Here is a 15020-nt window from a genome sequence, read left to right as displayed (position 1 = left end):
CCCATGCTGTGGGGTTTTGCCGCATACATCATGTGGGGATTCTTCCCCGCGTTCTTCCCACTGCTGGAACCGGCCGCTCCGGTGGAGATCCTGGCGCACCGCTTCATCTGGACCCTGGTCTTCGTGCTGCTGCTCCTGCTGGCGCTGCGCCGCATCAAGCTGCTGCGCGAGATCACGCCCCGCGAATGGATCCGGGTCGCGGTGGCTTCGCTGCTGATTTCCGTGAACTGGGGACTCTACATCTACGCGGTCAACAGCGGACACGTGGCGGACGCCGCGCTGGGCTACTTCATCAACCCGCTGGTCTCCGTGGTGCTTGGCGTGCTCCTGCTGCGCGAAAGCCTGCGCCCGATGCAGAAGCTCTCGGTCGCGATCGCCGCCGTGGCGGTCGTGATTCTCACCATCGCGCTGGGCCAGCCGCCGATCATTTCCCTGGGCCTGGCCCTGAGCTTCGGTTTCTACGGTCTGGCGAAGAAGCGCATGCGGCTGGAGCCGCTGCAGTCGCTGGCCGCCGAGACGATGGTGCTCGCCCCCATCGCCGTGATCTATCTGCTGTGGCTGGGGCCGGAATCGACCTTCACCACCGAGGGTGGCGGGCACACGGCCCTGCTGATGGTCGCGGGCGTGGTCACCGCCCTGCCGCTGCTGGCCTTCGCCCGCGCCGCCCAGGAAATGTCCCTGACCTCGCTGGGCATGATCCAGTACCTCACCCCGGTCATGCAGATGCTCTGGGCGGTGTTCGTCACCAAGGAGCACATCGAGCCGATGCGATGGGTGGGTTTCTCCATCATCTGGGTGGCCGTGGTGATCTTCATCATCGACATGCTCATCCAGACCCGCGCTACCCGACGCAGCGCCTCCCTGGAGAAGATCGGCACGGACACCACGGCCACGGAGGAAGGCTAAACGAAGGCCTGGCCCTCGCCCCGGTAGGTCGGCCACCGGTCCACTATTTCTCCTCCTGATACGACGATGACCTCGTCGAACCACTCCGCCTGCTCGCCGGCCTTCGCGTGGCGGAACCATACGTGATCGCCCAGCTGCAGGCTCTTGGCCGCAGGCCCCTTCAGCGGGGTCTGCACCTCGCCCGGGCCCTCCAGCGGCGCCATGCGCAGGCCCGCGGGGTAGTCCACGGTCGGCAGCCGGTCCGCCCCCGGCGGCCCAGAGGCCACCCGGCCACCACCGGCCACCGTCACCACATCCGGGGCGGGGCGGCGCACCACCGGCACCACGAACCACTGCGCGGGCTCCGGCTGGAAGCTCTTATAGCGGTCGAACAGACCCGGGGCCAGCACTCCCGAGCCCGCGCCGATCTCCGTGATCACCGTTTCCGCCGAGGTGGTCTCGATCGACCCGGTGCCCCCGCCGTTGACGAGCTCCAGCGGCGGCTGCCCCGCGCTCGCCAACAGCTGCTCCACCGCCCGCACGATCTTCCCGCGCCGGGTGGCCAGCTCGCGGGTGGAGATGCCCTTCATCACCGAGACCGCCGGAGAGCTATCCGTGGTTCCAGCGATCTGCCCCTCGTAGGCCATGAGACCCACCAGGCGGAATCCCGGCCGGGCAACAATGGACTCCGCGAGCCGCCGGACCTGCTCCACGGAGTGGACCGGGGAGCGCAATGCTCCTAGGTGAACCGGACCCATGGCCAGGCTGGCGTCCACGTCGATGCACACCCGAATCTCCCCGCGCTGGGCGTCGGAAGCCTCCTGCTCAGCAACCGCGTCGTCGATGAAATCCAGGTGGGCAGGGGAGTCCACCATCACGGTGATGGCCTCCCGGAGCATCGGGGACGCGGCGAGCGTGCGCAGCGCCTCGCGGTGGGTGGTTGGGTAGGCCACCAGGACGTCGTCGGTGACCCCGGTCTCGACCAACCAGATGGCCTCGGAAAGGTGGAAACCCAACACCCCGGCGTAGCCCGGCAGCTCCAGCACGCGGCGCAGCATCTCGCGGATACGCACCGACTTGCTGGCGAGCCGGATCGGGGTGCCGTTCGCACGCCGAACCATATCGCGGGCGTTGGCAAGCGCGGCGTCGAGATCCATGACGGCAAACGGGGCATCCAAATGGGCAACGGCGGACCTCGTCAAATACTTCACGGAGCAAAAGCTTAGTGCCCGAGTTTCGCAGTGTCCGGAAAACGATAGGATAGCCAGTTATGAGCCGCTCGTCTTTCGTCCACCTGCATAATCACACGGAATACTCCATGCTCGACGGCATGGCGAAGGTAGACATGCTCGCCGAGGAGGTCGCCCGGCAGGGAATGCCCGCGGTGGGCATGACCGACCACGGCAACATGTTTGGCGCGGATGCCTTCTACCGCACCATGACGGCGGCCGGGATCAAGCCGATCATCGGCATCGAGGCCTACATGGCCCCCGACTCCCGCTTCAACATGAACCGCGTGCGCTGGGGTAACCCGGAGCAGAAGAAGGACGACGTCTCCGCCTCCGGCGCGTACCTGCACCAGACCATGCTCGCCGAGAACGCCACCGGCCTGCGCAACCTCTTCTATCTTTCCTCGATGGCCTCCTACGAGGGCCAGCTGGGCAAGTGGCCGCGCATGGACGCCGAGCTCATCGCCGAGCACGCCGAGGGCGTCATCGCGACCACCGGCTGCCCCTCCGGCGACGTGCAGACCCGCCTCCGCCTCGGCCAGTTCAACGAGGCCCTCGAGGCAGCGGCCATGTGGCAGGACATCTACGGCAAGGACAACTTCTTCCTCGAGCTCATGGACCACGGGCTGGAGATCGAGAAGCGCGTCCGCGACGAGCTCATGGAGATCGGCCGCAAGCTCGACCTGCCGCCGCTGGTGACCAACGACTGCCACTACGTGCTGGAGAACCAGGCCGCCGCCCACGAGGTCATGCTGTGCGTGCAGACCGGCTCCACCATGGACGAGCCCACCATCGACGAGGGCGGTAAGCGCTTCGCCTTCAGCGGTTCCTCCTACTACATCCGTACCGCGGAGGACATCCGCAACCAGTGGGACCATGTCGTCCCGGATGGCTGCGATAACACCCTGTGGATCGCCGAGCGCGTTCAGGACTACGGCGAGATCTGGGAAGAGCACCCCTACGACCGCATGCCGGTCGCCGAGGTGCCAGAGGGGCACACGCCGACGTCCTGGCTGACCCACGAGGTCATGCGCGGCCTGGAGGAGCGATTCAACGGCGGCCCGGTGCCACAGGAGTACATTGACCGCGCTGAGTACGAGATCAGCGTCATCGACATGAAGGGCTACCCCTCCTACTTCCTCATCGTCGCCGAGCTGATCAAGTACGCCCGCTCTGTGGGCATCCGCGTCGGCCCCGGCCGTGGCTCCGCCGCCGGCGCTCTGGTGGCCTACGCGCTGACGATCACGAACATCGACCCCATCGAGCACGGCCTGCTCTTCGAGCGTTTCCTCAACCCGGAGCGTCCGTCCGCCCCCGATATCGATATCGACTTCGACGACCGCCGCCGCGGCGAGATGATCCGCTACGCCTCCGACCGCTGGGGCGAGGACAAGATCGCCCAGGTCATCACCTTCGGAACGGTGAAGACCAAGCAGGCGATTAAGGACTCCGCCCGCGCCTGGTACGGCCAGGCCGGTTTCCAGATGGCCGACCGGATCACCAAGGCCCTGCCGCCGGCAATCATGGCCAAGGACATCGAGCTCAAGGGCATCAAGGATCCGGAGCACCCGCGCTACGCAGAGGCCGCCGAGGTCCGCCAGCTCATCGACACCGACCCGCAGGTCAACAAGATCTACGAGGACGCCCTCGGCCTGGAGGGAGTGGTGCGCCAGGCGGGCGTGCACGCCTGTGCCGTGATTATGTCCAGCGTGCCGCTGCTGGACTGCATCCCGATGTGGAAGCGCAAGCAGGACGGCGCGCTGATCACCGGCTGGCCGTACCCGGCCTGTGAGGCCATCGGCCTGCTGAAGATGGACTTCCTGGGGCTGCGCAACCTCACCGTCATCGGCGATGCGATCGACAACATCAAGAAGAACCGGGGCGAGGACTTCGACCTCGAAGGCCTGGCCACTGAGGACAAGTCCACCTACGAGCTGCTCGCCCGCGGCGACACCCTGGGTGTGTTCCAGCTGGACTCCGGCGGCATGCAGGAGCTGCTGAAGCGCATGCAGCCCACCGGCTTCAACGACATCGTCGCCGCACTCGCGCTCTACCGCCCGGGCCCGATGGGCGTGAAGGCGCACTGGGAGTACGCGGACCGCAAGAACGGGCGCAAGCCGATCACCCCGATCCACCCGGAGCTGGAGGAACCACTCCAGGAGATCCTGGAGGAGACCTACGGCCTCATCGTGTACCAGGAGCAGATCATGAGGATCTCGCAGAAGGTCGCGAACTACACTGCTGGCCAGGCAGATGGTTTCCGCAAGGCCATGGGTAAGAAGAAGCGTGAGGTGCTGGACCAGGAGTACGAGACCTTCTCCGGCGGCATGATCGACAATGGCTACTCCAAGGACGCCATCGACACGCTGTGGAACACGATCCTGCCGTTCGCGGACTACGCGTTCAATAAGTCCCACGCCGCGGGCTACGGGCTAGTCTCCTTCTGGACGGCCTACCTCAAGGCCAACTACACCGCCGAGTACATGGCCGCCCTGCTGACCTCGGTGTCCAACCAGAAGGACAAGTCCGCGATCTACCTCGCCGACTGCCGCCACCTGGGCATCAAGGTGCTCTCCCCGGACGTCAACGAATCCGCCTTCACCTTCCAGTCCGTGGGTGAGGACATCCGCTTCGGCCTGGGCGCGGTCCGTAACGTCGGTGAGGACGTCGTGGAGTCCATCATCGCCAGCCGCGAGGAGAAGGGCGACTTCAAGGACTTCTCCGACTACCTGGACAAAATCGACGCCGTCGCCGCTTCCAAGCGTGTGACCGAGTCGTTGATCAAGGCGGGCGCCTTCGACTCCCTCGGACACCCGCGCAAGGGCCTCGTCCTCGTCCATGAGGACGCCGTCGACGCCGTCGTGGCGACGAAGAAGGCCGCCGCCAAGGGGCAGTTCGACCTCTTCGCCGGCCTGGGCGCCGAGGAGGCCGGGGATGTCTTCAAGGTCGAGGTCCCGGACCAGGAGTGGGAGCGCAAGCACGAGCTCGCCCTGGAGCGCGACATGCTGGGCCTGTACGTGTCCGGCCACCCCCTGGACGGCTTCGAGGACGCCCTCGACGCCCAGATCGACACCCCGCTGCCCACCGTGCTCTCCGGCGAGCTGCCGAATAACAAGGACGTCAAGATCGGCGGCATCATCTCCAGCGTTGAGCGGCGTGTGGACCGCAACGGTGCGCCCTGGGTCATCGCCACCCTCGAGGACCAGCACGGCGCGCAGGTGGAACTGCTCGTCTTCGCGAAGACTTACCAGATGGTCGCCCCGCAGATTGTGGAGGACAACATCGTCCTTGCGAAGGCGAAGATCCGCTACCGCGACGACCGCATGAGCATCTTCTGCGAGGACCTGAAGTCCGCCGAGCTCTCCATCGGTGCTGGCACCGGCGTTCCGCTGCGGCTGAACATCCGCGTCGACCAGGCCACCCCGGAGAACATGCAGCGACTCAAGCAGGTGCTGAGCAACAACAAGGGAGACTCGGACGTCTACCTCACCCTCATCGACGGCGAGCAGGAGGTGCAGTTCCTCCTCGGCCCAGAGATGCGGGTGACCAAGTCCCCGGCGCTGATGGGCGACCTGAAGGCCAGCACCTGGGAGGGCATCTTCGCCTAACAGCCCAGGTAGGCCCGGCCCAGAAAACACCACGAGCAGGAAAACAACACCCAGTGAGCAAGAAGAAGCAGGCCCCCGAGGCGGAGGGCGCAGAAGATTTCACCCGCCTCGAGCCCTACCGCCGCCCGACGGAAAACGAGTGGCAGGCGGAGCTCGAGATCAAGCGCTCCACCTTCATCGGACTGGTGCGGCAAACCTCCACGGAGGCTTCAGCCCGCGCCTTCATCGACGAGGTCCGGGACCGCTACCCGGACGCCCGCCACCATTGCAGCGCATACCTCGTCCATCAGGACGGCGCGCAGCCCATCGAGCGTTCCAGCGACGACGGCGAGCCCGCCGGCACCGCCGGACAGCCCATGCTCGAGGTGCTGCGCGGCAGCGGGGCACTGGACATCACCGCCGTGGTCGTCCGTTACTTCGGCGGCGTGCTGCTCGGCACCGGTGGTCTGGTCCGCGCCTACCACGACGCCACCAAGGCCGCGCTCGATGAGGTCACCTGGGTCACGCGCACCCAACTGGAGCTCTACCGCGTGGAGCTCAACCACGACGAGGCCGGGCGCGTGGAGTCCGAGATCCGCAACGCGGGCTACCAGATCCTGAAGACCGACTACGCCGCCAAGGTGGGCTTCCTCATCGCCGGGGACGATGCGCTAGCCACGCACCTGGCCAGCTGGACCCAAGGCCGCGTGGAACCCACCCGCGCGGGCCAACGTTGGGTAGATTTACCCACCGGAAGCTAAAACTTTTCCCAGGCACCCCGGCGACCCGATGAGGACCCGGGCCACAACACCAAGAACGCGATAGAGGAAGAAGCACCATGCCCCTCAGCCCCTACGGAGACAACCCGATCACCCAGCGCAAGGCCGCCGTGCGCAAGCACTCCAAGGCCATCCAGATCACCGGTGGTGTCGGCGGCGGACTCATCCTCCTGGGCGCCCTCACCGGCGCCGGCATGGGCTTCATCATCACCGTCCTGGTGATCTCCCTGATCCTCGCCGGCTACAACGGCTGGCAGATCAACAAGATCATCAACCAGAAGGACAACTGGTAAACCATGGTCCGAGTCGACGCCTGGGTCTGGGCCGTCCGGCTCACCAAGACCCGCGCGCAGGCCGCGGCCGCATGCCGCGCCGGGCATGTGAAAATCAACGGCGAATCGGTCAAACCCGCCCAGCACGTGGCCGTGGGAGACCAGGTGCGGGTGTGGGTCAACCACCGAGAACGCATCGTCGAGGTCACGGAGCTGCTGCACAAGCGGGTGGGGGCGCCGGTGGCGCAGAAGGCCTATATCGACCACTCGCCGCCACCGCCGCCCAAGGAGATCATCGCTTCCATGCCGCGGCGTGACCCCGGGGCCGGGCGCCCAACTAAGAAGGAGCGCCGCGAGCTGGATAAGTTCATGCGCAACCAGCGGCGCCGCTGAATGTAGCTGCGCTGAGGCGAGCCGCGGCGCTCAAGCTAGCGGGGATCACCGCTGGGCGTAGACGCCCAGTGGCAACAACTGGGCGGAATCAGCGCGCTCAGTCGCGCGCAGCGGGGGAGTAGACCTGCTGGCCGAGCTGCTGCCAACGGTTGCCGAGGCGCCCCGGCCGGGTCTCGATATTCTCCCCGATGTGCACGGTCCGGCGGATATGGTCACGGCCGTAGGTGAACAACAGCAGGTCGTCGATGAGGCGCACCTGCCCGGGCTCGAAGGGATAAGCCATCGCCTCGTTGAGCGCGGCGATGCGATCCGAGTCCAGCAGCTCCTTGAGCTCCGCGACGGTGGTGATGCCGTGGGCGGCCAGCATCGCGATCGCCCAGCCGTAATAATCCGCCCGCGAGGTGGGGTAAGAGCTACCCAGCAGGCGGGTGAGCAGGCCCGGCAGCGAGCGGGTATCGAGCTCGGTGGCGTCCTGCTCCTGCGTGCGGGCGTCGACGATGCGGGCGATCTTGTCGAACTGCTCGTCGGCGAGCTCGATGAGCCCGGCGGCGAGCGTGAAAGCCCGGTCCACCTCCGGGTTGCCGGACATCTCCGGGTTCTTATAGCGCATATCGTGCTCGAACTCGGCCCACGCGTGCTGCAGCACGGTGCGCAGCTGCACCTCCACGCGCCGGCCGAGTTGCTCTGAGTAGCCGATTACGTGGTGGGAGGCGTAACCGAAGCGCCCGCTCTTAGCGGTTTCGGCGGCCTTATCGACCACGGTGTCGATGGCGAAGATGGTGCTCACCGCCGCGAGCAGCTGCTCGATCTCGCCGGAGTGGAAGGTGGTCACCCGGATGCCGACGATGTCGTGGGCGCTCGCGAAGTCCTGATATTCCGGGTAGTTGGGGTTCTTCAGCTTCGCGACGAAGCTGGAGCGGTCCTTCAACCTCACCGAGACCTGGTCGAAGCTGATGCCCGCGTCGTCGAGCGCGGCGGCGACGAGCTCTTTCGTTTCGCGCTCGGCGGCTGGGTGCTGGTCGAGCCAGGCGTCGTAGTCCTTCAGCGCCTGGGTGATGGTGCTGGCGGTTGGCGAGGTGGAGCTTCCCATGACCCAGAGTCTAAGCCACCGCGTGCAGGTCCCGGGAGAGCGGTTTCTAGAGGAAGTCGAAAGTCACGCAGAAGCCAGTGCGCAGGTCGAAAGGGCCGTGCCAGTCTTGGCGCTCGATAGCCAACGGCAGCGGGCAGACCTGCACCCGCTCGCCGGAAACGTAGAACGCCGCCACCCCGTCCAAGACCCTTTCCATCCGCTCCGCAAGCCCCTGAGCCAGCCTCGGGTGGGTCAGCATCGCGGTAGGCGGCGGGGCGCCCGCGGAACCGGTGAGCTCCACCCAGCCATAATCCCGGGAATCGAGGCGGTGGACACGGTAGGCCTCGCCGGCTTCGCCCACCACCTCGCTGATGCTGTCTGCGGTCTCACCCCACAGCTGCAGGAGCGTGTGATAATCCTTCTCCGAGAACTCCGGGAGCTCCGCGGTGAAGCCGGACCCCACGGGCACCCGCACCGGGCGGCTATAGCAGGCCTCCGGCAGGCGGGTTAGCCGAGCCACCCCGGGCAGGCTGTTGCTCGCAGGGCCCGTCGACCCCGCCGTGCACTGCGTGGCCACCTCCGTGGCAGCCGCGATCGTGGTCCTGGTTCCGTGCGTTGTCACTGTGCTCGTCATGACAGTGTTAGACAACGCGGGAGCCCATTTGGTTCCCGGAAACGGCGGAAAACCCAAAAAATTCTTTCGGGAGCCACCCACCGCGCCGGGGAGCTAGCCCTCCACACCCAGCTTCTGAAGCAGCTCCTCGAAGGTCCAGATCGCCAGCTCCTGGCCCTGTTCCTGCAGCTCCCGCGCGCGCTTCTCCTTGCTGGTCACCGTCGCCCACTCGCCGACGATCAGCAGCGTGGTCTTCTTCGTCACGTTCTTCGCGACGATGGCGCCGGCATCGGCCAGCATGTCCCAGACCTCACCCTTGGAGTAGGGCTCCACGTCCCCGGTGATAACGACCGTCTCGCCGAACACGGGGCCGTCCACGTCCGCCTCCGTGTTCTGCTCCGGCACCTTGTCTGGCGTGGCCACCCGGTCCCAGGGTGCTCGCCGGTTGCCGCCCTTCCCACCGCTCTTCTTCTCTGTCTTCTTTGTCGACGACGACGCCGGCGCGGCCGCTGGTGCTGCGGAGTTCTCCGCCGCTGGGGCGTCCGACTCGAAAGAGGCCGTCCAGTCTGTTGCCTCGATGGTCGCGACGTCGACGTCGCGACCGGCCTGCAGGCGGGAAAGTTGCTCGTCGATCTCGGTCAGCATCTCTGCCTCGCCGGGGAAGAATTGCACGGTGGCGGGGTTCAGGCGTGCCTCGTCGAAGCTCCGGATGAAGCCGTTGGTGCTGGCCTCAGCAAGCAAAAAGTGCAACCACCCCGGCGAGCTGGCCGTCGGCGCCGAGATGCGCCAACCCAGCAGTTGCTCCGGTGCGATGGCGAGATCGGGGGAGAGGGAGCGGGCGAGCAGCGAACGGTGGACCTGAATGCCGTCGCTGGTGATGGTGATCGAGGAGTCCGTCATGGCTTCGACGCTACCCGATGGAGCTAGGCACAGGACACGCGAGCGACTAGGCTTCTAAAGCTATGAAGATCTCAGCAGTTTCCAGCTCTGGACGGCGCGCCCTCGCGGTGTGCCTGGCCGCAGGGCTCGTCCTGTCCGCTTGCTCGAAGGAAGAGGAAGCGTCGAAGGATGAGAAGTCCACCTCGACCACCACCTCGCAGGCCGACGCGAAGAAGTCCGAGGACAAGGACAAGGACAAGAAGAAGGCCGAAGAAAAGAAGGCTGAGGAAAAGAAGGCCGCCGAAAAGAAGAAGGCGGAGGAAGAGAAGAAGGCGGAAGCCGAGAAGAAGCAGGCAGAGGCCAAGAAGGCAGAGGCCGCCAAGCAGGCCCAGCAGGAGCAGCCCAAGGAGCAGGGCGGCGCCCCGGCCCAGGGCAACGCGGGGAACGACGAGAAGGAGATCCGCGACCTCGTCATGGGCATGAACGCCCACGTCAATAACCCGCACGCCTATATGAACTACCGCCGTGACAACGCCTGCCAGCGCGTCCGCAACGAGGTCGGCGACGGCGCCTTCGACGAGGCAGCGAACAACCTCGCCGGGACCGGCCTGAACCTGATCCCGCGCATCGACAGCATCAACAGCGTGCAGGTCAACGGCAACACCGCGCGCGTCGAGACCACCGCAAGCGCACAGGGCCAGGCCCAGCCGGCGCCGATTGACTTGGTTAAGGAAGGCGGGCGCTGGAAGTTTTGCGGCTAGCTAGCATCGCACGCAAGGCGCAGCCGGTCTCGGCGGTATTCCTCTTCGCGATGCTGGCCTACGGCGTTGTCGGTGTGCTGTGGGGGCTGTGGCACCCGACTGTCGACGTCGAGGTGACCGCCAACGGTGCGCTCGACCCTGTGCCCGGCACCGAGGACGCCAGCTTCGTGGGCTTTGCGTGCTTCGTCATCGTCACCGGCCTGCTGGCCTTCGCCGTTGCCGGCTGGTCTTTCCTCACCAAACCACGCGGACCGGCCATGATGATCTGGACCACGCTCGTGGTGTTCTCCGGCACCTGGTGGGCCTTTGCGATCGGGGCGCGGATCACCAGCTGGATGAATAGCCCGCCCGAGGAGCACCCCGCCCCGGGGGATGTGATCCACTTGGCCAGCGCCGACATCTCGCTGACCGCGCTGCTGCTGCCGATGACCATCGCGCTGGTCTTCTACTGGTGCGCGTCTGTGATGAGCGACAGCGAGACCTTCAGCGATAGTGCGGCTTCGGCCGAGAACTAGCCGCCGAGCTCCTCTTTGACCTGCGCAAATACCGCATCGAGCTCTGCGGGGCGCGCGAATTCCGCGGGCATGGCCACGTTCGCCTGGGCGTAGGCCTGCCGCGCCAGGTCAGTTTCCCCCATCGCCAGCTGGGCGCGAGCCTCCGCCAGCAGCGCGAAGGCCTCTTTGACCGGGTGCCCCAACTGCTCGAAGGCGCTGGTCGCCCGGCACGCGAAGTCCACGGCCGCCCCGCCCTCGGCGAACTGGGCCATCGTGAGCAGCCACTCGGCGACGTGCCACTCCTTGCCCTCCTCCTGGCTGGCCTCGATCAGCTCCCAGGAGCGGCGGAGGTAAGCGGTCGCGGCGTCCTCGTCGAGGTAGGCCAGGGTCTGGAAGACCTCGGCGGCATCCAGCAGCCGTCCGGATGCCTTCAACAACTCCGCCCGGCGGTGCTGGAGATCGAAGACCTCTTCGGCCAGCCCCAGGCGCAGGCCAGCGAAGGTGGCGATCGCGTAGCAGGAGGCGGTGCGCTGGTCATTGGGGGTCATCTCCGACCAGTGGATCACCGACCGCGCGGTGTCCCAGGCCTCCTCGAAGAGGTTGTTTTCGAAGGCGGACTGGGCGATGACCTCCTGCAAATCCAGCAGGATGGGGCCGACGGGGACGCCGTCGACCCAGGTGACCATGTCGTGGGAGAGCTGCCAGGCCTCTCCCGCGCGGTCCTGGGAGAAGTACACTCGGGCGGTGAGCTCCGCGTGACGCATCGCGATAACCGGGGCGTCCATGATGCGGGCCAGCTCCACGCAGCGTGCCCAGTGCTCAGCCACGCCCGCCTCATCGCTTTCCAGCAGGGCGAAGTGCCCCAGCATGTCGTGGGCGTCGAAGCGGGAAACCGAGGTGGTGCCTGGGCTGCTCAGCACCTCGCTGGCCAGGGCATAGGCCTGCTGCTTGCGGCCGGAGAACCAGTGCCGCTGGGCGTACCAGAGCAAGCGGTCAGCCTCGGTGGGGTAGGCGGTGCCGAAGCGGCGCACCAGCCCAGCGAAAACCTCTGCCAGCTGCTCGCTGACATTCACGGCGACCGAGTATGCCGTCGTGGCGGCGGTGGCGAGCTTCACCGCATCGGGGCGGTCAATGCTTTCACCACGAATGGTTGGCTCCTCGCCAACGGTGGGGGAATCCGGGGTGGGGCGCCAGGCATGAAAATCCTCGAGTAAAGCGCGCAGGCGGTCCTCGGGCTCACCGAGCGGGTACACGGAGGGTTCGTCCTGGTTGAGCGCATGGAATGCCAGGTGAGCCTTGCCGACGAGCTTCAAGGCATGGTCCCCGCGGCTATCCGCCCAGGCGTTGAGTTCACTGAGCGCGGCGATGGCCTCGTCGGTCATGCCCATCACATCCGCGGCGCCGGCGCGCAGGAAGTAGAACTCACCGACGAGCTCGGGGCTGACGTCCTCGGCGGTGGCGAGCCAGTGGAAGCGGGCGAATTCACTCATCTGCCGCCAGGCGGTGCGCCCCTGAGCAACATCGTGGGCGCTATCGGCCAACAATGCGTTCAAAGTCAGTGGCATGCCCCATGAACCTCCGTCAAACCTGGCTTGATTAGAATAAGGATCACCCTAGCAACCCACCATTTTTAGCCCCTTTAAGGGAGAGGATCTGGCATGCTCCAGCGCATTGATCTTCGAGGCACCACACCCACCACCGCGCAACTTCGGCGGGCGCTGCCCCGCGGCGGCACGGATATTGATGCGGTGCTGCCGACCGTTTCGCCCGTCGTTGAGGACGTCAAGGCCCACGGCGTGGCGGCGGCGAATAAGTACTCCCAGAAGTTCGACGGCTGCGTCCCGGCGAGCCTCCGGGTGCCGGCCGAGGTCATCGAGCAGAGCCTGGAAACCCTGGAGCCGAGGGTGCTGGACGCGCTCAAGGAGGCGATCCGCCGCGTGCGGGCCTTCCACGAGGCGCAGCGGCCGGAGGACCAGGACGTCGAGATCGCCGAAGGTGGTGTGGTCTCCGAGCGATGGATCCCCGTCGAGCGCGTGGGTCTGTATGTACCGGGTGGCAAGGCCGTGTACCCGTCCAGCGTGATCATGAACGCCGTTCCCGCCCAGGCCGCGGGCGTGGGCAGCCTCGTGGTGGCCTCTCCGCCGCAGGCGGATAATGGCGGCTGGCCGCACCCGACGATCCTCGCGGCCTGCAAGCTGCTGGGCGTGGACGAGGTCTGGGCCGTGGGTGGCGCGCAGGCCATCGCGCTGCTGGCCTACGGCGACGAGGACCTGGAGCCGGTGGACATGGTCACCGGCCCGGGCAATATCTTCGTCACCGCCGCCAAGCGCCTGTGCCGCTCCGTCGTCGGCATCGACGCGGAGGCCGGCCCCACCGAGATCGCTGTCCTGGCCGACGAGTCCGCCGACCCAGTGCAGGTGGCTTATGACCTGATCAGCCAGGCCGAACACGACCCGATGGCGGCCTCCGTGCTGATCACGAACTCCGAGCAGCTCGCCGACGCGGTCGACCGCGAGATCGCCGAGCGCTACCAGGTGACCCACAACTCCGAGCGCGTCGCCGAGGCCCTGCAGGGCCAGCAGAGCGGCATCGTGCTCGTCGGCGACGAGGAGGAGGCCATCCGCGTGGCCAACGCCTACGCCGCCGAGCACCTGGAGATCCACACGAAGGACGACACCGGCACCGCGAAGAAAATCATCAACGCCGGCGCGATCTTCATCGGGCCCTACAGCCCGGTGCCGCTGGGCGACTACGCCGCGGGCAGCAACCACGTCCTGCCGACCAGTGGCAGCGCCCGGCACTCCTCGGGCCTGTCCACCCACACTTTCCTCAAGTCCGTGCACGTCGTGAACTACAACGAGCAGGCCCTGCAGGAGGTCTCCGAGACTGTGATCGCCCTCGCAGATGCCGAGCGACTCCCCGCCCACGGGGAAGCGATCAAGGCCCGCACCAACCCAGATTGGACCAACCGTGGTTAATCTCCCGATCCGTGAAGAATTCCAGGGCAAGTCCGCCTATGGCGCGCCCCAGCTGACCGTCAAGAACCAGCTGAACACGAACGAAAACCCTTACCCGCCGAGCGAGGCCATCGTCGAGGACCTCGTCGCCGAGGTCCGCGCGCTCGGTGCTGGGTTGAACCGCTACCCGGAACGCGACGCCGTCGAGCTGCGCGAGGACCTCGCCGAATACATCACCGCCCAGACGGGCGTGGCGGTCACCAAGGACAATCTGTGGGCGGCCAACGGCTCCAACGAGATCCTGCAGCAGCTCCTCCAGGTCTTCGGCGGGCCGGGCCGCAGCGTTCTGGGCTTCGTCCCCAGCTACTCCATGCACCCCATCCTCGCGGCGGGCACCCAGACCGAGTTCATCGCCATCGACCGCGACCCCGCCCAGGGCTTTGCGATCGACGTCGACAAGGCTGTGGCAGCCATCGAGCAGCACCAGCCGAACATCGTCTTCGTCACGACCCCGAATAACCCGACCGGCGGAATCACCCCGCTGGCGGACATCCGCCGCATCCTCGACGCCGCGCCGGGGATCGTCATCATCGACGAGGCCTACGCCGAGTTCTCCGACGAGCCGAGCGCCTGCACCCTGCTGGCGGATTATCCGGCCAAGCTCGTGGTCTCCCGCACGATGAGCAAGGCCTTCGACTTCGCGGGTGGCCGCCTGGGGTACTTCGTGGCCGACCCGGCGTTCATCGAGGCTGTCATGCTGGTGCGCCTGCCGTACCACCTCTCGACGCTGAGCCAGGCCGCCGCCCGCGTTGCGCTGCACCACCGGGAGGACACGCTGGCCACCGTCGCTACCCTCAGCGAGCAGCGCGACCGGGTGGCCGCCGAGTTGAAGGAGCTCGGCTACGAGGTCGTCGACTCCCACTCCAACTTCATCTTCTTCGGCGGACTGCAGGACAGTCATCGCACGTGGGAGGCATTCTTGGACCAGGACGTCCTCATCCGCGACGTCGGCATCCCAGGCTGGCTGCGCGTGACGATCGGCCTGCCGGAAGAAAACGACGCCTTCCTGGCCGCAGCGGCCGCAGTGAAAGGAAAGAACTAG

The 15020-nt window shown here is 66.5% G+C and carries 14 protein-coding genes; 9 read left to right on the top strand and 5 right to left on the bottom strand.

Features of this window, described 5'->3' with window-relative positions; all coding sequences use genetic code 11:
• The first annotated feature begins 3 nt into the window (after window positions 1–3).
• Window positions 4–906, top strand: coding sequence for an EamA family transporter RarD (rarD, locus tag Q1V78_RS00335; RefSeq protein WP_300610344.1), 903 nt, complete (start codon window positions 4–6; stop codon window positions 904–906).
• On the opposite strand, the gene Q1V78_RS00330 is transcribed toward rarD, so the two are convergent.
• A complete protein-coding gene (locus Q1V78_RS00330) occupies window positions 903–2087 on the bottom strand; it encodes an amino acid deaminase/aldolase (protein WP_300610380.1) in 1185 nt (394 codons plus the stop codon). The two genes, rarD and Q1V78_RS00330, sit on opposite strands and share 4 nt — an antisense overlap.
• A gap of 68 nt (window positions 2088–2155) precedes the next feature.
• Here Q1V78_RS00330 and dnaE point away from each other — a divergent pair, with 68 nt between their 5' ends.
• From dnaE to Q1V78_RS00310, 4 genes are all read left to right on the top strand, one after another.
• Complete coding sequence (dnaE, locus tag Q1V78_RS00325) at window positions 2156–5722, top strand: DNA polymerase III subunit alpha (RefSeq protein ID WP_300610342.1); 3567 nt, start codon at window positions 2156–2158, stop codon at window positions 5720–5722.
• Window positions 5723–5775: 53 nt separating this feature from the next.
• Window positions 5776–6462: a YigZ family protein gene (locus tag Q1V78_RS00320; protein ID WP_300610341.1), complete on the top strand. Its 687-nt coding sequence runs from the start codon at window positions 5776–5778 to the stop codon at window positions 6460–6462.
• A gap of 77 nt (window positions 6463–6539) precedes the next feature.
• Entirely contained in the window at window positions 6540–6773 is a 234-nt protein-coding gene (locus tag Q1V78_RS00315) for a hypothetical protein (RefSeq protein WP_300610339.1), read from the top strand.
• A gap of 3 nt (window positions 6774–6776) precedes the next feature.
• Window positions 6777–7145 (top strand): RNA-binding S4 domain-containing protein, encoded by a 369-nt coding sequence (locus Q1V78_RS00310; RefSeq protein WP_300610337.1) that lies wholly within the window; start codon window positions 6777–6779, stop codon window positions 7143–7145.
• A 97-nt stretch (window positions 7146–7242) separates the two neighbouring features.
• On the opposite strand, the gene Q1V78_RS00305 is transcribed toward Q1V78_RS00310, so the two are convergent.
• The 3 genes from Q1V78_RS00305 to Q1V78_RS00295 all read right to left on the bottom strand — a co-directional run bounded on the left by Q1V78_RS00305 (window position 7243) and on the right by Q1V78_RS00295 (window position 9727).
• Window positions 7243–8235 carry a hypothetical protein gene (locus Q1V78_RS00305; protein WP_300610336.1) on the bottom strand — a complete coding sequence of 331 codons (993 nt, stop codon included), beginning with the start codon at window positions 8233–8235 and terminating at the stop codon, window positions 7243–7245.
• 46 nt (window positions 8236–8281) lie between these two features.
• On the bottom strand, window positions 8282–8836 hold the full coding sequence (locus tag Q1V78_RS00300) for a hypothetical protein (protein ID WP_300610334.1): 555 nt from the start codon (window positions 8834–8836) through the stop codon (window positions 8282–8284).
• Window positions 8837–8941: 105 nt separating this feature from the next.
• Entirely contained in the window at window positions 8942–9727 is a 786-nt protein-coding gene (locus Q1V78_RS00295) for a BRCT domain-containing protein (protein WP_300610332.1), read from the bottom strand.
• 62 nt (window positions 9728–9789) lie between these two features.
• Here Q1V78_RS00295 and Q1V78_RS00290 point away from each other — a divergent pair, with 62 nt between their 5' ends.
• A complete protein-coding gene (locus tag Q1V78_RS00290) occupies window positions 9790–10467 on the top strand; it encodes a hypothetical protein (protein ID WP_300610330.1) in 678 nt (225 codons plus the stop codon).
• Window positions 10458–10982, top strand: coding sequence for a hypothetical protein (locus tag Q1V78_RS00285; RefSeq protein WP_300610328.1), 525 nt, complete (start codon window positions 10458–10460; stop codon window positions 10980–10982). Before Q1V78_RS00290 ends, Q1V78_RS00285 begins: the two co-directional genes overlap by 10 nt.
• Here the strand turns inward: Q1V78_RS00285 and Q1V78_RS00280 are convergent.
• Window positions 10979–12526 (bottom strand): hypothetical protein, encoded by a 1548-nt coding sequence (locus Q1V78_RS00280; protein ID WP_300610325.1) that lies wholly within the window; start codon window positions 12524–12526, stop codon window positions 10979–10981. The genes Q1V78_RS00285 and Q1V78_RS00280 overlap by 4 nt on opposite strands.
• 93 nt (window positions 12527–12619) lie before the next feature.
• On the opposite strand from Q1V78_RS00280, the gene hisD reads away from it, so the two are divergent.
• Both hisD and Q1V78_RS00270 read left to right on the top strand, forming a co-directional pair.
• Window positions 12620–13939 carry a histidinol dehydrogenase gene (gene hisD, locus Q1V78_RS00275; RefSeq protein WP_300610323.1) on the top strand — a complete coding sequence of 440 codons (1320 nt, stop codon included), beginning with the start codon at window positions 12620–12622 and terminating at the stop codon, window positions 13937–13939.
• On the top strand, window positions 13932–15020 hold the full coding sequence (locus Q1V78_RS00270; RefSeq protein WP_300610322.1) for a histidinol-phosphate transaminase: 1089 nt from the start codon (window positions 13932–13934) through the stop codon (window positions 15018–15020). The genes hisD and Q1V78_RS00270 overlap by 8 nt, the downstream gene beginning before the upstream one ends.

The organism is Corynebacterium sp. (assembly GCF_030152825.1).
Taxonomy (GTDB): domain Bacteria; phylum Actinomycetota; class Actinomycetes; order Mycobacteriales; family Mycobacteriaceae; genus Corynebacterium.
The sequence above is the reverse complement of the archived record's forward strand: the minus strand, read 5'-3'. Positions and strand labels throughout refer to the sequence as shown.